We start from the raw sequence: 19,131 nt of genomic DNA, 5'->3' as shown, positions 1-19,131 counted from the left end.
AGTTTACGTGGTGTGAGCGATCAGGGTGTAAAAACCTGCCGGTTTCTCTTCGGTCACCTCCGGGCTGTCGTAGAGTAGATGAGGTTTAAAAACAAAAGGAGTATCTCGTTGTCTGCAATTCGAGTTGCGATCGCAGGGTTGGGGAACTGTGCTTCCTCCCTGATTCAGGGTGTGCACTATTACCGGGACGCCGCTGATTCTGATGTGGTACCCGGATTGATGCACGTACGTTTCGGCGATTATCATGTCAGCGACCTGGAGTTCGTGGCGGCCTTTGATGTCGATCAGGCCAAGGTGGGGCTGGACATTGCTGAGGCCATCACCGCCTCGGAGAATAACACCATTACCCTGGCCGAAGTCCCTGTTACCGGTGTACAGGTCCAGCGTGGCCCGACCCTGGATGGTCTCGGGAGGTACTACCGCGAAACCATCACCGAATCTGTCGCTGATCCAGTCGATGTGGCCCAGGTCATGCGCGATCGTGAAGTCGACGTGCTGGTCTCCTATCTTCCGGTGGGCTCTGAAGAAGCCGATAAGTTCTACGCGCAAGCCGCCGTGGACGCCAAGGTGGCCTTTGTGAATGCACTACCGGTCTTCATTGCCGGGACCGACGAGTGGTCGCAGAAGTTCACCGAGGCCGGGGTGCCGATTGTCGGCGACGATATTAAATCCCAGATCGGAGCCACCATCACCCACCGCACCATGGCAGCACTGTTCGAAGCCCGCGGGGTAACCGTGGATCGGACCTACCAGCTCAATGTCGGTGGCAACATGGACTTCAAAAACATGCTGGAACGCGAGCGGCTGGAGTCCAAGAAGATTTCCAAGACCCAGGCGGTGACCTCCAATCTGGACACCGAACTGGAAGACCGCAACGTCCATATTGGCCCCTCTGACTACGTGCAGTGGCTCGATGACCGCAAGTGGGCTTTCGTCCGGCTGGAGGGGCGCAACTTCGGTGATGCTCCGGTGTCGTTAGAGTACAAACTCGAAGTCTGGGACTCCCCAAACTCCGCCGGTGTGATCATTGATGCGGTCCGGGCTGCCAAGATCGCTTTGGATCGTGGCATCGGTGGACCGATCCTGTCGGCCTCCTCCTATTTCATGAAGTCCCCACCGGTCCAGCACCGCGATGAGCACGCCCGCGAACTGGTGGAGGCCTTTATTCGTGGCGAGATTGAGCGCTAGGTGTCGGTTCTCAGGTCCTAGAAGATATTCAGAATCTCACCGGTGGAGTCTGCAACGTCCATCGCCTCGGCAGCAGGATGTTTCGGTAGCCCGGGCATGGTCATAATCCGTCCGGTGTAGACCACCACGAATCCCGCACCGGCTCGTAGCCGCACGCGCTGGATGGTGAGCTGAAACCCGGTCGGTGCCCCGAGTTTTGTCCGGTCATCAGAGAAGGAGAACGGGGTTTTGGCCACGCACACGGGCAGATACTCCGCCGGGGTACCCGCCAGCTCGCCCAACTGTTTCAGTGCTGCCGGGGAATATTTCACCCCGTCAGCCCCGTAGATCGTGCGGGCAATCACCGAGATCTTCTCCTGGAGAGGCAAGCCCGCCAACGCCTGCGGACTGAGGGGATCCGGGGCGTGCTGCTCGGCCTGCTCGCGCCGGTGTTGTTGGTGGGAAGTCTGCTGCAGCTGGTCTCGGATCACCCGAGCCAAGGCTTCGGCCCCGTCGGCACCCTGCCCCCACGCTGCACAGATCTCGGCGGTTACCCCTCGGGCCTGGCAGTGGTCGATCAGCCAGGTTATCTCCTCCTGGGTGTCGTCCGGGAAGGTGTTGATCGCCACCACCACGGGACGGTCATAGTGCGCTAGGTGGTCCAGGTGCCGGTCAAGGTTCACCACCCCGTCCCGCAGTGCCTCCGGATTGACCTGGTTGGCTTCATCCACGCTGACCCCACCGTTATATTTCAGCGCCCGGAGCGTGGCGACCACCACGATGGCATCGGGGCTGAACCCTCCGGCCGGGCCGGTGATATGCATGAATTTTTCGGCGCCGAGATCGGCCCCGAAGCCGGCCTCGGTAATCACCACATCGGCTAGCGCCCGGGCGGTATTGGTGGCAATCACCGAATTGGCGCCGTGGGCAATATTAGCGAACGGTCCGCCGTGCACCAACGCGGGGGTGCCGGACAACGTTTGGACCAAATTAGGGTCCAGTGCGTCATTGAGCAATACTGCCATTGCCCCTTGGGCACCCTCGGGCCCCAACTCACCGACGGTTACCGGCTTCTGGTCATAGGTGTAGCCGATGATCATCTGCGACAGTCGTTGCTTCAAATCCTTCCGGTCGGTGGCCAAACAGAAGATCGCCATGGTTTCGGTCGCCACCGTGATCTCGAAACCATCTTCTCGGGGCACCCCTTGGGTGCGTCCCCCCAGTCCAATCACGGTGTGACGTAGTGCCCGGTCGTTGAGATCCACGCACCGTTTAATGGTGATGGTGCGCGGGTCAATGCCTAGCTGATTGCCCTGGTGGATGTGGTTATCCACCAGGGCACACAACAAGTTGTGCGCTGCCGAGATGGCGTGTAGGTCACCGGTGAAGTGCAAATTGATCTTATCCATCGGCACCACCTGGGCGTACCCGCCGCCGGTGCCACCACCCTTGAGTCCAAAAACCGGACCCAAGGACGGCTCACGCAAGGCCAGGGCCGTGTTGACCCCGATGCGGTTCAACCCGTCAGCCAGCCCGATCGCGACGGTGGTCTTCCCTTCTCCAGCCGGGGTCGGGGAGCAAGCGGTGACCAATACCACTTTGCCCGGACTGCGCTGAGCATTCGCGTTGTCGGTGAGCCCGAGACCGGTGAGATCAATTTTGGCCATGGTGTGGCCGTAGGGGATGAGGTGTTCGGCTGAGACCCCCAGCCGCTCGGCGATCGCGTGAATCGGTTGCAGAGTGGCTGTGGCAGAGATCTCAGCGTCATTCATACCTCCAGCCTAAACGCTGTTGTGCCGACCTCGGAGTTTCACGACGAACCAGATGACGAGCGCGATCACGATCAAGGCCACCACTACGCCGGTGGCCACCGGCCACCGGGTGAAAAAGTAGCTCAGCGCCCGGAAGGAGACCACCCCGACCGTGGCGTAAATTGCCGCCCAGGCCGCCCCGCCCACTGCGAGCGCGGGGACGTAACGGAACCACCGCATCCGGGTCACCCCGGCGGCGAAATTCACCAACGTTTGGAATCCGATGGTTAGAAAGCTCAGCGCCACCACTGGGGCGCCCCACCGGTCAATCGCTCGCTCGGCGCGCTGATACCCCTCGGTCTGTAATACCCGCGCCAGCCGAGTGTGCGTCCGACCCACCCCGGTGCGAATGCCACGACCTAGTAAATAGGTGCCGCCGGCGCGGGCCCAGATCACCACATAGAGCCCCAACCAAATCACGAACCACGGTGCGGTCCATGACATCGGGTTGTACCAGACTCCATCACTCATCCCTCGGCTCCGCTTCGGACTCAGCCTCGGGCTCCGCTTGCATCTGGGATTCGGGTTGTTGCTCCCACCAGCGCAATAACTCGGCTTCGGCTTCCTCGGCGGTGTGCGGGCCCTGGTCCAACCGCCAGTCCAGCAGATGCTGGTAGGCGCGTCCGACCAACGGTCCCGGGGAAATCCCCAGGATCTGCATGATCTGTTGGCCGTTGAGATCGGGGCGGATTTTCGCCATTTCTTCTTGGGCCGCCAACTGCTCAATGCGTTGTTCGAGGTCATCATAGGCGTGAGCTAAACGGTTGGCCTTACGTTTATTCTGGGTGGTGACATCCGAGCGGGTCAGCGCGTGCAAATGGTGCAACATGTCCCCGGCATCGGTCACGTAGCGGCGCACCGCCGAATCACCCCAGCCAGCATCTCCGTACCCGTAAAAACGCATGTGCAACTCGACCAAAGTGGCCACCGCCCGGATGGTTTCTTTATCAAAGCGCAAAGCCTTCATCCGGGACCTGACCATCTTTGCTCCGACCACATCGTGGTGGCGGAAGGTCACCGCCCCGTTTTTCTCAAACCGACGGGTGGCGGGTTTGCCGATATCGTGCATCACCGCTGCGAAACGGAGCACGAAATTCGGTGCCGACACATACTCCGGTTCCCACTCCATGGCTTGCTCCAGCACCTTCAGCGAGTGCTGGTAGACGTCCTTATGATGGTGGGCGACATCCATGGTCAGTCGCAGGGCCGGCAGTTCGGGGAGGACGTGCTCAGCCAGTCCGGTCTGGACCAACAGTTCCAAACCGGCCCGCGGATCGGCCCCGATCATCAGCTTGACCAGCTCATCACGGACCCGTTCGGCAGAGATGATGTTAATGCGTTCGGCCATCTCGATCATCGCGGTGCGTACGTCATCGGCTACCGACAAGCGCAATTGCGACATGAACCGGGCGGCCCGCATCATCCGCAACGGGTCATCGGAGAACGAAGCTTCGGCTCGGCCCGGAGTTCGTAGTCTCCCGGCGAACAGATCCCGAATGCCACCGAAGGGATCAACCAGCTCGAGGTCGGGGAGTTTCAGGGCCATCGCGTTAACGGTGAAATCCCGACGCAACAAGTCGTCAGTGAGGTCGTGGCCGAAGACCACCTGCGGTTTGCGCGATTCGGGGTCGTATTTTTCGGCCCGGTAGGTGGTGATCTCCACCTGCCAGCCGGCCTTACGGGCCCCGATGGTTCCGAACGCGGCCCCAATATCCCAGATCGCATCCGGCCAGGTGCCCAACACCTCAGTAATCTGCTCCGGAGTGGCGTCGGTGGTGAAATCCAGGTCCACAGCCGTCACCCCGAGGAAGATATCGCGCACCGGTCCGCCGACCAGAGCCAGCTCGAAACCGGCCTGCTGAAATATGTTACCCAGTTCTACCACGAGCCCCGGCACCGTGGCTCCGTGAGGAAAACCAGCGGGTAACGGTCGTGCAGCGTTGAGTGCGTGGGCGTCGTCGGGGTGTTGAATCACAGTATCGTCTCGGCGTGGTCTCTGGGTGGTTGGTTGGTGTCGCTGACGAATCGTGGGCATGCAGTCGTAGCTTCAGTTCGGTGATGAGGTAATCGGGATAGAGTGGACAACATGTCTCGTTTTCGGTCACCACGACGCCCCTGGAATAGCTGGGGCTCCGGTACGCCCGAAAACGCTGAACCCACACGCCCGGCACGAATCGATCGTTTCGATCCTACACGGCGTACCCCCCGTCCGCGCGAGGATGCCCAATTGCCCACAGTGGAAGAGATTTCGGCCGGGGGCATGGTCGTGCGGGAACGTCTCGGCCGGCTCCAGGTAGCCATCATTGCCCGCTATAACCGCGGAGGCCGGCTGGAATGGGTCCTGCCCAAGGGCCATCCGGAGGGTGAAGAAGATCACCACGCCGCCGCCGAACGAGAAGTCGCCGAAGAAACCGGGATCTCGGGAACAGTGCTGACTGCGCTGGGCTCCATTGACTACTGGTTTACCGTTCCCGGACACCGCGTGCACAAAACCGTGCACCATTTCTTATTGCGTGCCACCGGCGGGAATTTGACCATTGAGAACGATCCCGACCACGAAGCCATCGACGTTGCCTGGGTCGACCTGGAACGGCTCTCTGCTCGCCTCAGCTTCGTCAATGAACGCCGAATTGTCGAAGTCGCCCAAGAGGCGCTACCAGAGTACTTTACCCACGTACCGGTGACATTCCGGTCCCGACGCGTCATCCCGCTTCGTCGCCGACTACCATCCGGGCTCATTCCGGAGAATCTGCGCCCCACACCAGCGACTCGGGACCGGAACAACGAGCCTACCGACACATCACAGAATCTCGGCACACCCGGACAGCAGCACCACTCCGCCGGGCCCGAAACGGTAGGCTCCTGCCAGCAGACCGAGGATCGGTCCCCTGCCGATCACCCAGGTCAGTCCGGTCAGGATGCCGCGACTCAGCCCACCACACCACCAACCCCGTTCGAGTTGATGTTGCGGGTACAACGCTTCCGCCATCCGTCTGGGCCATCGAAATCATCCCAGCACCCACCCCAGGAAGATCAGCGGTGAGCGAGCGTCCTGTCCCTGAAGACCAATCGAAATCCTCTGCCGGAGCTACCAAAGCCTCAGCGCTCATGGCCTCCGGCACTTTAGTGTCTCGAATTTTAGGCTTCGTTCGTACGTCATTGCTCGCCGTGGCCATTGGGTCCACCGCCTTAGTCGCTGACGTCTTCGAATCCGCCAACACCATCCCCAACGTGATCTACATGTTGCTGGCCGGTGGTGTCTTTAACGTAGTGCTGGTACCTCAGCTGATTAAGGCTGCCAAAGCACCCGACCGGGGCGCCGACTACACCTCCCGCATCCTGACCCTCGCCTTGTTGATCATCGGGGCCTTTACGATCGCGATCACGCTGTGTGCCTATCCGATCATGAATGCGCTCACCCTGGGCTGGTCGGAACCCAAGCTCGCCTTAGCCACCGCTTTCGCGTTCTGGACGTTGCCCCAGATCTTCTTCTACGGGATGTATGCCATCATCGGGCAGATCCTTAACGCTCACGGACGCTTCGGCGCCTATATGTGGGCGCCGGTAGCCAATAACGCGGTGGCCATCCTGGTGATTGTGGCCTACATCGTCACCTTCGGCCATTACACCGGAATGTCGGATGAGGACCAATTACTCGCTTGGTCCCCTACCCACACGGCAGTCTTAGCTGGAGGCCACACCCTCGGCATTGCTATCCAGGCACTCGTGCTGTTGTGGCCGCTGAAACGTTTGGGACTGGGGCTGAAACTGAAGTTTGGCTGGCGCGGGATGGGATTGCGCACCACCGGTCGGCTGGCCGGATTCACCATCATCACCATGCTGGTCGGCAACGTCACCAACCTACTCATCAACCGCCTGGTCACCGGAGCCACTGAGGCGCGGTCCACTGTCGCCGAAACCCCCGAAGCCGCTGCCGCCGTCCCCGGCCTCTACGCCCTGAACGTCTCGCAACTGATTACCGTGCTCCCACACTCGGTGTTCGTGCTGTCGATCGCCACGGTGCTGTTCAACCGGTTGACCCGCTCCCTGCAGGACCGCGATACCGTCGCAGCCCGGTGGACCACCGGCGCCGGGCTGAGTAGCTTCGCGGTACCGATGATGTTTGCCATGATGGTAGTGCTCGTCTTGGCTGCCCCGATCGGGCGACTGTTCTCCGGATCTTCTGACACCGCTCCCATCTCCGCGGCAGCAATCGGCCAAATCCTGGTGCTACTGGCCATTGGCATGCCCTTCCGCTCGGCACACTTCTATCTGTTGCGCGTGTTCTACGCCTCCGAGAACGCCACGGTGCCCATGATCGTGCAGTGCACCGCTTCGGTGATCACGCTGATCTCGGCCTATCTGCTTGCCCCGATCATCCCGAACGCCTCCCTGGCACACCTGATTGCGCTACTGTTCACGGTGGTGCACATCATTCAGTTCCTCATGGTGCACTTTTTGACCCTGAAGCGGTTCGGGCAGTACCACACGAGCAAGGTCTTCACCGCCTACCTGCGCACCGGGTATGCGGCCGTGGCCTCCGGGCTGGTTGGCGCGTTGGTGCTGTTGCTCTTGGGTGGCTATCACAGTGGGTTCCCCTACGCCTCGATTCTCACCGCACTGATCACCTGCGCGGTGGTCGGAATCGTGATGCTCGCGGTGTATCTGCTGGCTTGTCGGGCTTTCAACGTCAAAGAACTCGACGACTATCTCGGCCCTTTGATCAAACGTTTCACGCGCTCGACCGAGTAAAACTCTGGGGTAATCCCGTGTGATTGACGCACAGCGTCGCCAGGGTGCGACTACCATAGAAGATTAGGTCGAATAAATGGTCTCTGCCGACCACGACCAACTCTTAACCCGACCCTGGAGGAAAGATCGTGGCACAACTCGACGAAGGTAACGTGCTGGGCGGACGGTACCTGATTACCGGACAGGTCTTGGCCACCGCTGAGCAAGATGTGATCCTTACCGGACTCGATCAAGTACTCAATCGTGAAGTAATGATTCTGGTGGCCTCCCCCGATCACGCCTCCCAGGTCGCAACCTCAGCCCGGCAACTGGCTACCGGAGAACGTTCCTCCGACGTTCAAGTCCTGGACCTGGGCTTGTCGGACGACCGCACCTACCTGATTTCCGCCGGGGAGACTGACCCACAGTCCTTACTCTCCCTGGTAACCGGCCACGAGGTCTACGTCGAGCCCTTTTACACCGAGAACCTGGGATCCGAAATCTTCGGTGAATCTCGGTCCTACGAGCCCCAGACCTACGACGACGATGACGAGTACTACTCCAGCCTAGATTCCGATGTGGCCGCCAGCCGGGAGCAACAGCCACATCGGTCGAAATTCCTCAACCGCATCTCCGATCGCCTCAACGACTCGTTGAATCGCACCGACGATCCCTCTAAGCTCGTCCGTCCTGGAGACACTCCCCACCCCAACACGACGTCCCGCCCAGCCCACGATGCCGGTGCGGGTGCCGCTGTTGCCGGTGTGGGTGCCGGCCCGACACGTCACGATGACCACGATGACCACTCGGGCCAAGGGGGTCAGGACACTGACCACGGCCCGCGTCACGCAGACGATGAATCGACCGTACCGACCGAACCCGTGAGCCATTCGGACTCCGAGTCGGTACAAACCGGTCCAATTCCGGTGATCGACGACTCTGACGACACCCCGGAGAAGACAGGTCAGGAACCGGCCGGTCAGGCTCCGGCTGCTGAAGCAGCCGCCGCCAGTGTCGAGGCATCAGAGGTTCCCACAGCTAAGGACCCAGCACCGCAGAATGTTCAACAACGCGTCGCCCAAGCTATGGGCAATTCCGCCACAGTCGGTGGTTCCGCCTCCGCACCCCAGCCGGCCACATCCGGTGGCGGATACGGCGACAGCTATGCGATGGAATACGCCGAAGAACGCCAGGGCGGCGGGACCGGTCGATGGATTGGCGCTGTCCTGTTGCTCTTGGTCCTCGTCGTCGCCGTCGTGCTGATGTTTACCTTCCTGGGACGTGGCGGTTCGGAACCCGTGGCCGAGCCGACGTCTTCGGCCCAGTCCAACGAGCAGGGCGAGCAAGAGCCACAAGATGGCGAGTCCGCGGATGACGACGCCTCACCGGTGGCCCCAGCGCCGTCTATTTCCGGCATCTCCCGCGTGGTCCCCGATTCACCGAATCTTAGCTCCCAAACCGACGACCAGCTTCCGTTAGCAGTCGATGGTGATGCGGCGACCTCGTGGCGTTCATTGTCTTTTGCTCAATCGCAGTTTGGTGGTTTCGCCCGAAATCTTGCTCTCGTCGTTGAACTGGAGGAAGACTCGGAGATCACCGAGGTCAACATCGACCAGAACGGCGGATCCGGCGGAAGCTTCCAGGTACTCGTCTCAGATACTGAGAACCCGGCTGATGGAACTGCCGTAGCAGAAGGCTCCTTTACCGGGCCGAGCTACACCGCCTCGGTGTCGAGCGAGGATGGTGAGCCGGTTACCGGGCAGTATGTCATTATTAACTTCACTGATTTGCCACAGGCTGCCGATGCGTCCCCCGATCTGCCCTATGGGCTGAATATCGCTGAAATTACCGTGAATTAGGGTGATGGAATATCCGTCACTGCCTTACCGTTAAGGCTGGATGAGTAAACAGACTGTGCACGCACATCACCCCGTTGGTTTCCACCAAACCCGGTAGCTGATGTCGGAAAGTAGAGGTCATCACCGTGACGGAAGTTGATGCCAACGATGTCCGCAATGTGATCATCGTCGGTTCGGGTCCCGCTGGGTACACCGCAGCAATATATACTGCCAGGGCCAATCTTAACCCTGTGGTTTTCACTGGATCAGTCACCGCCGGTGGCGAGCTGATGAACACCACCGATGTTGAAAACTACCCTGGTTTCCCCGATGGGATTTTGGGCCCAGAACTGATGGCCAATTTTGAGGCCCAGGCCCGCCGCTTCGGCGCTGATATTCAGTATGAGGATGTGGTACATGTCGATCTGGCATCCCATCCTAAGGTCGTGACACTCGGTAATGGGGACAGCTACCGTGCGCGTACCGTAATTATTGCCACGGGATCCGCTTATCGTCACCTTGGGATTGACGGCGAACAACGCCTGAGCGGTTTTGGTGTCTCCTGGTGTGCGACCTGCGACGGTTTTTTCTTCCGCAATCAAGAAGTCGCTGTGGTCGGCGGCGGTGACTCCGCCATGGAGGAAGCACTCTTCCTCACTAAATTTGCCTCAAAGGTCTACGTGATTCATCGTCGTGATGAACTCCGAGCATCCCACATCATGGCACAGCGCGCTCTTGAAAATGACAAGATCGAGTTCATCTGGGACTCCGTAGTCACACATCTCTCCGGAGAAGATAAACTTCACACTGCCGGCATTGAAAACCTGAAGACTGGCCAGCGCTCAACCCTGGATATCTCCGGCCTCTTTGTCGCTATCGGTCAGGACCCTCGCACCGAACTCGTCAAAGATGTTTTGGACCTCAACGATGATGGCACGATCAAGGTTGCGCATCCGTCTTCCCAGACCAACATTGACGGCGTGTTTGCCGCCGGAGACGTCATCGACCCTACCTATCGCCAAGCCGTCACGGCCGCCGGTACCGGCTGTGTAGCAGCACAAGATGTTGAACACTACCTTATAAATCTAGGCTAATACTTAGTTATCAACCTTTAGGAGTTGAAATGGCAACTATCAACGTTACCGATGCAGACTTTCAGGAGAAAGTCCTCGAGAACGATAAACCTGTACTCGTCGACTTCTGGGCAGAATGGTGTGGTCCGTGCCGGATGCTGACTCCCGTTCTGGAGAAGATGGCAGAAGAGCACGCGGATAAAATTACCGTTGCAAAGCTCAATGTTGACGACAATCCCCAAGTTGCCTCGCAGTACGGCATTACCAGCATCCCTGCGGTGATGGCTTTTAAGAATGGGGAGAAGGTCGCCACCTCGATCGGTGCGAAGCCACAGCCTGCACTCGAGTCTGAATTTGCGGACCTTCTGAAATAAGAATATACCGCGTTTTACCCGGGACGGTGGTTTCACGTGAAACCACCGTCTTCTTTTTTTACGATCTGTGCTCACCTATCGGTTCGCAGCTGTGGAAGTCCAATCAGGCTTGCTAAATCACCTGGAGTACGAACTAACTCATACGCCTAGTCCGATGCACAATCATCCTCTTTTCGTAGGATTGGAGACACAATCATTGACCACGAGGTTGCATGTCCTCATACACGCAACTGTCCCGTCTGGAATGCCACCTTTCTTACCGCATGCTCTTACGCTGTAGCTCATTGATGTCGCACGGCTCGCTTTACCCTTAGCCGGGTTCTTGCTGAATGTGAAATTTGTTGTCAAACCAGGAGTACCCACGAGCATGACTGTCTACTCGGGACGCAATGTTTCACGTGGAACTTATGTATCCGGACCAGTCAGTATCACGCTCTCAGCCATCGCCGATGGTATCAACTGCGACAGCACCGTGGCGTCTATGCACCTGTGATCTCGAAGAGAGGGTTCGCATTCAGAAGTCATGTACCACATGGGGAGCCGTGTTTCACGTGAAACAAAACGAGGCCCAACCGTACGGGTCAGGCCTCGCCAAAACTCTTCGGCTATTGACGTTGTGAAGGCTGGATCAGCGCCATGATCCTGTTCAGGTCTTCTACCGAGGCGAAATCGATGGAGATCCGACCCTTCTTAGCACCTAACCGAATGTCTACTGTCGTATCCAATTCGTCAGAGAACATAGCAGCGAGATCATCGAATGTCTGTGTTCCACGTGAAACGCTTCGACGAGCATGAGGCTTACGAGAACGATAGAGACTCACGAGCTCCTCGGTGGCCCGAACAGACAACCCCTCAGAAACCACTCGGTCAGCAATTGTTTCCATCACAGCTGGATCTTCAGCACCCAATAGAGCGCGCGCATGACCCGAAGACAGGACCCGGGCCGCCACCTTAGACTGTACTGACGCCGGTAACTGCATCAGCCTAAGACTGTTGGAAATTGCTGGACGCGACTTTCCGATGTTCTTCGACAGTTGCTCTTGAGACCAACCAAAGTCTTTCAACAGTTGCTCATAGGCTGCAGCCTCTTCCAGTGGATTTAGGTCGCTACGATGAATGTTCTCTACGAGCGCTTCCACGAGCATACGGTCATCACTTGCATCCCTGATAACCGCAGGAATAGACGACAATCCCGCAAGGCGGGAAGCACGGAAGCGACGTTCGCCCATGATTAACTCATACGTGCTCTCACCAATTTCACGCACAACAATTGGTTGTAGCACGCCCACTTCACGAATCGATGCGACCAGCTCTTGAAGCTCATCTTCGTCAAACTCCTGGCGTGGCTGCTGTCTATTCGGTGTGATTTGCTCTAGGTCAAGCAAAACTAGACGACTATCTGATACAGGAACCATCTGTTCGCCGTCCAGCGAACCCGTCCTCTGACTCCCTGTCGTCTCCCGGTGTGCCGCTAGAGGATTTGGCATCGTTGGACGACGATATCGATCTCTGCGTTCATCCTGACCCTGCTCTCTAGATGTTTCGAAGAAGAGGTCTGAGGGACGAGACCGGGTACCGGCTGCTACACCAGTGTTCCCCGCTTGAGCATTGGTACCACCAGAAGGAGCGCCTTGGCTATCCTCCTCGGACAGTTTCTCTGCCGGTTGAGACACATTCTCCGTGCTGTCTTCAGCATTAACTGGCCCCACCTCGGGTTGGATAAGAGCGCCCAGACCCCGACCAAGACCGCGTTTATTCTTCTTTGTACTCACGATAACCTCCCCTTATATGGTACCCGTTCCACGTGAAACGGCGTACACGCCACAGAGAAGGAGCCTCGGCACGAGGCAAACAACAAGATAACGCGATACTAACGACCTTGCTTACGCCCACGTTCAGCAATCTCGAGAGCAGCCTCTCGATAACTCAAAGCACCTGACGAAGCAGGATCATAAGTCATCACAGACTGCTGAAAACTGGGTGCCTCGGATATCCGAACATTACGCGGAATCACAGCATCAAGCACCTGATCCGGGAAAAACTCGCGAACCTCTTCCGCGACCTGAATCGCCAAATTGGTGCGACCATCGTACATAGTCAACATAATAGTTGACACTTCGAGTTCTTCGTTCAAATGCTTTTGAATCATTTGAATGTTCTTGGTCAGTTGCGATAGACCCTCAAGGGCGTAATACTCGCTTTGGATAGGGATCAAAACTTCCTTCGCTGCCACCAAAGCGTTGACAGTCAACAATCCCAAACTAGGAGGACAGTCGATGAAGATGTAGTCAAGCCGTGGCAAGTCTTTTTTCTTCCGGTATTTGAGATACCGCGCTAGCGCTCTAGCCAGCCGATGCTCTCGGGCGACCAATGACACTAGTTCGATCTCCGCACCAGCCAGATCGATGCTGGCCGGGGCTACGATCAAGGAATCCGTTTCTGGGTTTTGTTGAACCACTTCGTGCAGCTCAAAGTCATTAATAAGAACATCGTAGATGGAGTCGGTACCCTGTGAATGCTCCACGTTCAGAGCAGTTGACGCGTTGCCCTGGGGGTCCACATCAATCACCATGACGTTCATACCGCCACGTGCCAATGCGGAGGCAAGATTCACCGTGGTGGTCGTCTTTCCAACGCCGCCCTTTTGATTGGACACAGTCAGAATACGTGTGCGCCCGGGCTTCGGAATCTTCTTGGAGTCCAAACGTTGCCGTCGTTTCGCCTCGGATGCGATCTCAGCAGCCAGCGGCGTAGCCGAGGATTGCGACTCGGCAGCCGTTGAGGAATCGTTATTGCTCATACGCGCTTTTCACACTCCGATGCCATGACGGCGACTCTATTGACTACCCCAGTCTATCCCCAAACGTTACCCTGACAACGGTCGTGGGAATCTCAAGCAGGTCATCCCCGCAGGTCAGGACTGCGACGTCCCCGGCCCGATGCGTGCGAAGTACTTTCTGTGCCTTCGAAATTTCCTCCGCAGCACTACGTCCCTTGAGCGCTAGAAGTTCACCGTCTCCGTGCAAAAGCGGCGCAGTTAATGGGATGAGTGATTTCAAGGCAGACACGGCTCGTGCAGTCACGACATCAACATCGAGGGTATCTACCACCTGTTCAGCCCGGGCACGCACCACATCTACATTATTCAACCTTAGGTCCCCGATCACGTCCTCTAACCACAGCACCCGTCGCTCTAATGGTTCAACAAGCACAAACTGAACGTCGGGTCGGGCTATGGCTAAGGCAATACCGGGTAAACCGGCTCCCGATCCAACATCGGCCACCAGTGCGCCCGAAGGAAACAATGTCTGCGCAACGGCGCAATTTAACACGTGACGTTCCCACATAATCGGGATTTCGCGTGGACCCAAAAGGCCCCATTCAACACCCGTCGTCACCAGATGATTCACATAACGCTGGGCAACCTCGCCCGCCTGGCCGTAAATCTCCCGCACAGCACCTTGAATCCATTGCGGTTGTTCACTCAATCGGCTGATGGCTAAGGCGGTGTCGTAATCGACCTGCCCATGATGCTGATCCTCGGCCATAGGGATCCATCCTTCATCAGTTGTCGGCAGAAATGACCACGTGGCGGCGTGAGCCTTGCCCCTGGGATGCGCTGACTAGGCCCGCTTCAGCCACGACGTCGTGAATGATCTTGCGCTCATAGGGTGACATCGACTTCAGATGTACTTCGTCCTTTTCGCCGTCCTTAATCTCAGCAATCGCGTCTTCAGCCAGTGAGCGAAGCTCAACCTCGCGTTGCTGTCGATGCCCGGCAATATCCAACACGAGTCGAGATCGTTGGCCGGTCGACGACAAGACCGACAGTCTTGTCAGTTCCTGGAGTGCTTCAAGGACTTTGCCTTTGGCACCAATCAAGCCCCGTAACCCGTCATCTTCACCGTCGGTGACAACAGAAACGTAGGTGCGGCCATTTCGCACCTCAATATCGATGTCTCCGTCAAGATCGGCAATGTCAAGAAGCTCTTCAATATAATCGGCAGCGCGATCGCCCTCTTCTTCGATCGTCGAGACCGATTCTTCAGTCTGTTGGGCTTCGACCCTCTGCTCATCAAGAGTATCGTCAGGATCGACGGCGTTATTGAGTTCTTCAGTAGTAGTCATCGTTTCTTTCTACTCTTTCTCACAGGTTGCTGGCGCTGGCCTTTCGGCTTATTTGCTTTCGCTTCGGCCTTAGCCCGCGCTTCCTCAGCTGCTTTACCAATGGGTTCAAGACCCTTTGCCACACGGCGTTCATTTAGCTCCCGTTCCGCCTGCGAGCCAGGGGCCGGGTTCCGACGAATAATGTAGAACTGCTGGCCAACCGCCCAGAAGTTTGTTGCGGTCCAGTAGACCAAAACGCCAATAGGAAAGTTGATGCCACCGATGGCGAACACCAAAGGCAAAACGTACAGCATCAGCTTCTGCGACTGCGCAAAGGGGCCGGTCATCGCTGCCTCAGTCATGTTCTTGCTCATCAGCATCCGTTGCATATAGAACATCGACGAAGACATCAAGACAATCATCACCGCAGCCACGATGATGACCGACCAGTCGAGGTTCTCACCGGTCGATCCCAGGAAGGTGTCCTGCATTTGTGCGCCGAAGATGCTCGATCTGGCAAATGAGGAGATTTCCTCATGGCTCAAGGCCGCGATGTTCTCGCCGTTTGCCGCTGCATGAGATGCCCCGTTAAGTACCTGATATAGCGCGAAGAAGAATGGCATCTGAACAAGCATGGGCAGACAGGCTGAGAATGGACTGGTCCCATGTTCCTTGAACAGCGCCTGCTGCTCCATAGCCATCGCCTGACGCGACAGCTGGTCTTTCTTCCCTTTGTACTTCTGCTGGAGTTTCTTAATTTCAGGCTGCATCGCCTGCATGGCACGCTGGGATTTGATCTGGCGCACGAAAAGGGGCAAGAGCAAGGTGCGGATGGTGATCACCAAGAGCACAATCGCTAGCGTCCAGGTCCAACCGGAATCATAGCCCAAGCCCAAAAAGCTCAAGAAACTGTGAAAAATACTCAGAATCCAGGAGACAACCCATTTGAAGGGAAACAGTATGACATCGAAAAAGCCCATGGCGTTCAGTTTTCCTCTGCTGTGTGTGAGCCGGGTTCTTCCGGTACTTGCGGGTGATTCAGTCTAATGATCTTGGGCAATTTACCCTCTGGCCAAACTCTATGACTTGGCGGAACCGGATCAACTCCACCAGACTGCCACGGGTGGCAACGAAGAATTCGCCACATGCCTAAGCCCATTCCTTTAATGGCACCGTGTCGATAGACAGCTTCGAGTGTATAGGCCGAACAACTCGGAAAAAATCGGCACACTTGACCATACAGTGGCGAGATCACAGCCCGGTACGCTATAAGCACCGAGGCAACAGCATCAGAAGGCAGGGCACGAAACCGACCCCACTGCTTTCTCGGGCTTAACGTGATGTAGGGCGATTCAACGGGCATACCTTAGTCTTCTGCCATTTCTGTCATGCTTGTTCTGTCACGCTGGGCCATTTTCTTCATCGCGTGTAGCCATTGGCCAGCCACATCGGACCTTAACTCATGATAGTCAACCTGAGCTGACCGAGGCAGAGCACGAATCACAACATCTTGCGCAGGTGAAGAATGATCTCCCACGGGGAAGTGGTCCTCTTGGAAAAGACTGGCTACAGCAGCACGCAAGCGTCGTTGTACGGTTTTGCGCGTAACCGCATTGCCCACTGCCTTTGAGGTGATGAATCCCACCCGCGTTGGGCTAAGACCTTCAGGATTCTCACTCTGTTGCTGAAAAGCCACAGATACGACAATGTTCCGGCCCCCAGCGCGGGTGCCGGAACGAATTGTCCGTGAAAAGTCCTTGCCCTTTCTGATCCGGTTCATTCGTGGCAACACGCGATCACGACCGGCAGGTACTGCGCTAAAGGATCAAAATAGTTAGGCAGAAACGCGCGCCCGGCCCTTGGCCCGACGTGCTGAAAGCACTGCACGACCGGCCCGGGTCCGCATCCGAGCACGGAAACCGTGCTTGCGAGCGCGACGGCGGTTATTCGGCTGAAAAGTCCGCTTACTCATGGTTAATTCTCCAAGCTATATGGTCTTGCACCGTACACCCAGGACGTCAGTCATCCACCAGGCGTTAATGAACTCGGTGTCAGTTCAAGGTCATTGGTCTTTGAATAGCGCACTACGCTACGCGGTAGCACGAACACAGACCTGTCAAGAATAGTTACTTTCCGATCGATGCGTCAAATCCACGAGGATACACTTTCTCAACAACCTTCGCACATGCTGTGAATAACACTGTGCATAACTCTCATTTCCCGCGTGATCACGCTAGGCTATTACCACTGGTCGTTGGCACGACCAGTTGTCCTGTTCATGTTCAGACCCCCTCGTGGTCATGGGACCAGGGCGGTCTCACGGCCTGAACTGGACAGTCCACAACAGCAGTTACGATAGGTCACTAACATCACGACCACAGCGGTCGTGAAGAGGAGAGTCTCGTGGTTCCAGATGACTCAATCACAAGTTCGTGGCGTCACGTTGTCCAAGAGATCAAAGACACAGGACAAGTCAGTGCACGTCAAATGGGGTTTTTGGATCTGGCAGTGCCTCAAGGGCTGATTGGGAACACACTTCTTCTCACCGTGCCAAATGAACTCACTCGACAAGTTCTTGAGGGCCAATTACAAGCTACTCTGAGCCAGGCCCTGCACAAGGTCTTTCAAACTGATCTCCGTTGCGCCTTCTCGATTGATGCAAGTCTGCAACCTGTCACCGCGGAACCAGTTCGCTCCTCCGAACCTTCTTATGATCGGCATCACGCTGTGGATAACTACGTTGATAACTCTGCGCGACGGTTTGCGACAGAGGACTCGATTCGACCACGTCATGACCAGGATTACTCGAACCCCACCACGGTACTGAGCGCCAGAACGAACCCGGCTCCTAGTCCCGAACCTGAAACAATTGATGCAACCCCGGCAGACTCAGAAGAACGTACTCGGTTGAATCCTCGATACCACTTCGAGTCATTTGTCACAGGTTCGTCCAATCGATTTGCGCACGCGGCAGCCAATGCGGTGGCTGAAGCCCCGGCGAAGGCCTATAACCCGCTGTTCGTTTACGGAGAGTCTGGGCTGGGTAAAACTCACCTGCTACACGCCATCGGTCACTACGCCCAGGAGCTTTATCGCGGTCTGCGAGTCCGGTACGTAAATTCCGAAGAATTTACGAACGACTTTATTAACTCCATTCGTCATGATGAGGGTGCCAGCTTTAAGCAGATCTATCGAAACGTCGACATCTTGCTGATCGATGACATTCAGTTCATGGCCAATAAAGAAGCTACGGTTGAAGAGTTCTTTCACACCTTCAATGCTCTGTATAACAACAATAAGCAAGTGGTAATTACCTCTGATCTACCACCGAAGCAACTTTCGGGTTTCGAAGAACGACTACGGTCCCGCTTCGAATGGGGTCTCACCACAGATATTCAACCGCCAGATCTAGAAACTCGTATCGCGATTCTGAATAAGAAGGCGGAATCTGACGGTCTCTATGTCCCCACAGATGCCCTGGAGTACATCGCTTCACGGATCTCGACGAATATTCGCGAGCTGGAAGGCGCACTTATTCGCGTTGCTGCCTACGCTTCGTTGAATCGTCAGCCGATTGACTATTCTCTGGCTGAGCATGTTCTCAAGGACTTGATCCCTGATGCCGATTCCCAGGAGATTACGTCTGGATTGATCCTTGACGAGACCATGAAGTACTTCGGTTTCACACTCGAAGAGTTGCAATCGAAATCTCGAACCAAAAAATTGGTCAATGCCCGGCAGATCTCGATGTACCTACTCCGTGAGCTAACGGAGATGTCCCTACCACGCATCGGTGCAGAGCTTGGCGGACGAGACCACACCACCGTGATGCACGCGTACCGAAAGATTCGTGACCTGATGGGTGAACGTCGCACGATCTATAACCAAGTCATGGAGCTAACCAACCTCATCAAACAGGCAGCACGTAATAAGCACAACTAATCGCTAGAGATACCCCTGTGATATTCAAGTCACTCTCAGCTTGAAGATTTTCTTTTATTCACCTCAAGTTCAACTTGAATGTTGGTCC

Annotated in this window: 17 protein-coding genes and 1 pseudogene; 7 read left to right on the top strand and 11 right to left on the bottom strand. The window is 56.7% G+C overall.

Annotated elements, in window-relative coordinates; translation table 11 throughout:
* Positions 1 to 78: 78 nt before the first annotated feature.
* Entirely contained in the window at positions 79 to 1,188 is a 1,110-nt protein-coding gene (locus DCC27_RS09585) for an inositol-3-phosphate synthase (RefSeq protein ID WP_371682194.1), read from the top strand.
* 17 nt (positions 1,189 to 1,205) lie between these two features.
* Here DCC27_RS09585 and DCC27_RS09580 read toward each other — a convergent pair whose 3' ends face one another.
* The 3 genes from DCC27_RS09580 to DCC27_RS09570 are packed head-to-tail and all read right to left on the bottom strand — an operon-like array spanning position 1,206 to position 5,013.
* Positions 1,206 to 2,939 carry a formate--tetrahydrofolate ligase gene (locus DCC27_RS09580; protein WP_110110673.1) on the bottom strand — a complete coding sequence of 578 codons (1,734 nt, stop codon included), beginning with the start codon at positions 2,937 to 2,939 and terminating at the stop codon, positions 1,206 to 1,208.
* A 9-nt stretch (positions 2,940 to 2,948) separates the two neighbouring features.
* Positions 2,949 to 3,422: a DedA family protein gene (locus DCC27_RS09575; protein WP_110110672.1), complete on the bottom strand. Its 474-nt coding sequence runs from the start codon at positions 3,420 to 3,422 to the stop codon at positions 2,949 to 2,951.
* A gap of 19 nt (positions 3,423 to 3,441) precedes the next feature.
* Positions 3,442 to 5,013 (bottom strand): CCA tRNA nucleotidyltransferase, encoded by a 1,572-nt coding sequence (locus DCC27_RS09570; RefSeq protein WP_110110671.1) that lies wholly within the window; start codon positions 5,011 to 5,013, stop codon positions 3,442 to 3,444.
* A 51-nt stretch (positions 5,014 to 5,064) separates the two neighbouring features.
* On the opposite strand from DCC27_RS09570, the pseudogene DCC27_RS12565 reads away from it, so the two are divergent.
* From DCC27_RS12565 to trxA, 5 genes and pseudogenes are all read left to right on the top strand, one after another.
* Positions 5,065 to 5,643 (top strand): annotated as a pseudogene (locus DCC27_RS12565) (NUDIX domain-containing protein); the annotation flags it as partial.
* 374 nt (positions 5,644 to 6,017) lie between these two features.
* A complete protein-coding gene (gene murJ, locus DCC27_RS09560) occupies positions 6,018 to 7,730 on the top strand; it encodes a murein biosynthesis integral membrane protein MurJ (protein WP_246840085.1) in 1,713 nt (570 codons plus the stop codon).
* 128 nt (positions 7,731 to 7,858) lie between these two features.
* Positions 7,859 to 9,568 carry a hypothetical protein gene (locus DCC27_RS09555; RefSeq protein WP_110110669.1) on the top strand — a complete coding sequence of 570 codons (1,710 nt, stop codon included), beginning with the start codon at positions 7,859 to 7,861 and terminating at the stop codon, positions 9,566 to 9,568.
* A gap of 119 nt (positions 9,569 to 9,687) precedes the next feature.
* A complete protein-coding gene (trxB, locus tag DCC27_RS09550; protein ID WP_110110668.1) occupies positions 9,688 to 10,641 on the top strand; it encodes a thioredoxin-disulfide reductase in 954 nt (317 codons plus the stop codon).
* 29 nt (positions 10,642 to 10,670) lie between these two features.
* On the top strand, positions 10,671 to 10,994 hold the full coding sequence (gene trxA / locus DCC27_RS09545; RefSeq protein WP_110110667.1) for a thioredoxin: 324 nt from the start codon (positions 10,671 to 10,673) through the stop codon (positions 10,992 to 10,994).
* 605 nt (positions 10,995 to 11,599) lie between these two features.
* On the opposite strand, the gene DCC27_RS09540 is transcribed toward trxA, so the two are convergent.
* The 8 genes from DCC27_RS09540 to rpmH all read right to left on the bottom strand — a co-directional run bounded on the left by DCC27_RS09540 (position 11,600) and on the right by rpmH (position 17,073).
* Positions 11,600 to 12,766: a ParB/RepB/Spo0J family partition protein gene (locus DCC27_RS09540; protein WP_246840084.1), complete on the bottom strand. Its 1,167-nt coding sequence runs from the start codon at positions 12,764 to 12,766 to the stop codon at positions 11,600 to 11,602.
* A 98-nt stretch (positions 12,767 to 12,864) separates the two neighbouring features.
* A complete protein-coding gene (locus DCC27_RS09535) occupies positions 12,865 to 13,794 on the bottom strand; it encodes a ParA family protein (RefSeq protein WP_110110665.1) in 930 nt (309 codons plus the stop codon).
* A 43-nt stretch (positions 13,795 to 13,837) separates the two neighbouring features.
* Positions 13,838 to 14,542: a 16S rRNA (guanine(527)-N(7))-methyltransferase RsmG gene (gene rsmG, locus DCC27_RS09530; protein ID WP_110110664.1), complete on the bottom strand. Its 705-nt coding sequence runs from the start codon at positions 14,540 to 14,542 to the stop codon at positions 13,838 to 13,840.
* A gap of 16 nt (positions 14,543 to 14,558) precedes the next feature.
* Positions 14,559 to 15,122 carry a R3H domain-containing nucleic acid-binding protein gene (locus DCC27_RS09525; RefSeq protein WP_110110663.1) on the bottom strand — a complete coding sequence of 188 codons (564 nt, stop codon included), beginning with the start codon at positions 15,120 to 15,122 and terminating at the stop codon, positions 14,559 to 14,561.
* The gene (yidC, locus tag DCC27_RS09520; protein ID WP_110100919.1) at positions 15,119 to 16,081 is read right to left on the bottom strand and encodes a membrane protein insertase YidC; all 963 of its coding nucleotides are present in this window, start codon (positions 16,079 to 16,081) and stop codon (positions 15,119 to 15,121) included. Before yidC ends, DCC27_RS09525 begins: the two co-directional genes overlap by 4 nt.
* 5 nt (positions 16,082 to 16,086) lie before the next feature.
* On the bottom strand, positions 16,087 to 16,464 hold the full coding sequence (gene yidD / locus DCC27_RS09515) for a membrane protein insertion efficiency factor YidD (RefSeq protein WP_110100920.1): 378 nt from the start codon (positions 16,462 to 16,464) through the stop codon (positions 16,087 to 16,089).
* A 3-nt stretch (positions 16,465 to 16,467) separates the two neighbouring features.
* Positions 16,468 to 16,881, bottom strand: coding sequence for a ribonuclease P protein component (gene rnpA, locus DCC27_RS09510; RefSeq protein ID WP_208392264.1), 414 nt, complete (start codon positions 16,879 to 16,881; stop codon positions 16,468 to 16,470).
* A gap of 54 nt (positions 16,882 to 16,935) precedes the next feature.
* Entirely contained in the window at positions 16,936 to 17,073 is a 138-nt protein-coding gene (gene rpmH, locus DCC27_RS09505) for a 50S ribosomal protein L34 (RefSeq protein ID WP_110100922.1), read from the bottom strand.
* A 431-nt stretch (positions 17,074 to 17,504) separates the two neighbouring features.
* Between rpmH and dnaA the strand changes: the two genes are divergently transcribed.
* Complete coding sequence (gene dnaA, locus DCC27_RS09500) at positions 17,505 to 19,043, top strand: chromosomal replication initiator protein DnaA (RefSeq protein WP_110110662.1); 1,539 nt, start codon at positions 17,505 to 17,507, stop codon at positions 19,041 to 19,043.
* Positions 19,044 to 19,131 lie beyond the last annotated feature (88 nt).

The organism is Auritidibacter sp. NML130574 (assembly GCF_003185725.2).
GTDB lineage: Bacteria > Actinomycetota > Actinomycetes > Actinomycetales > Micrococcaceae > Auritidibacter > Auritidibacter ignavus.
Note: the sequence above shows the minus strand (reverse complement) of the source record. Positions and strands in the feature narration are given on the sequence as shown.

Excerpts from the sequence above, each read along its gene's own strand:
- rnpA (WP_208392264.1), bottom strand. The coding sequence starts at position 16,881 with ATGAACCGGATCAGAAAGGGCAAGGACTTTTCACGGACAATTCGTTCC.
- yidC (WP_110100919.1), bottom strand. The coding sequence starts at position 16,081 with ATGGGCTTTTTCGATGTCATACTGTTTCCCTTCAAATGGGTTGTCTCC.
- yidD (WP_110100920.1), bottom strand. The coding sequence starts at position 16,464 with ATGCCCGTTGAATCGCCCTACATCACGTTAAGCCCGAGAAAGCAGTGG.
- DCC27_RS09585 (WP_371682194.1), top strand. The coding sequence starts at position 79 with ATGAGGTTTAAAAACAAAAGGAGTATCTCGTTGTCTGCAATTCGAGTT.
- rsmG (WP_110110664.1), bottom strand. The coding sequence starts at position 14,542 with ATGGCCGAGGATCAGCATCATGGGCAGGTCGATTACGACACCGCCTTA.
- DCC27_RS09525 (WP_110110663.1), bottom strand. The coding sequence starts at position 15,122 with ATGACTACTACTGAAGAACTCAATAACGCCGTCGATCCTGACGATACT.
- rpmH (WP_110100922.1), bottom strand. The coding sequence starts at position 17,073 with ATGAGTAAGCGGACTTTTCAGCCGAATAACCGCCGTCGCGCTCGCAAG.
- DCC27_RS09570 (WP_110110671.1), bottom strand. The coding sequence starts at position 5,013 with ATGCCCACGATTCGTCAGCGACACCAACCAACCACCCAGAGACCACGC.
- DCC27_RS09575 (WP_110110672.1), bottom strand. The coding sequence starts at position 3,422 with ATGTCATGGACCGCACCGTGGTTCGTGATTTGGTTGGGGCTCTATGTG.
- DCC27_RS09535 (WP_110110665.1), bottom strand. The coding sequence starts at position 13,794 with ATGAGCAATAACGATTCCTCAACGGCTGCCGAGTCGCAATCCTCGGCT.
- DCC27_RS09580 (WP_110110673.1), bottom strand. The coding sequence starts at position 2,939 with ATGAATGACGCTGAGATCTCTGCCACAGCCACTCTGCAACCGATTCAC.
- trxA (WP_110110667.1), top strand. The coding sequence starts at position 10,671 with ATGGCAACTATCAACGTTACCGATGCAGACTTTCAGGAGAAAGTCCTC.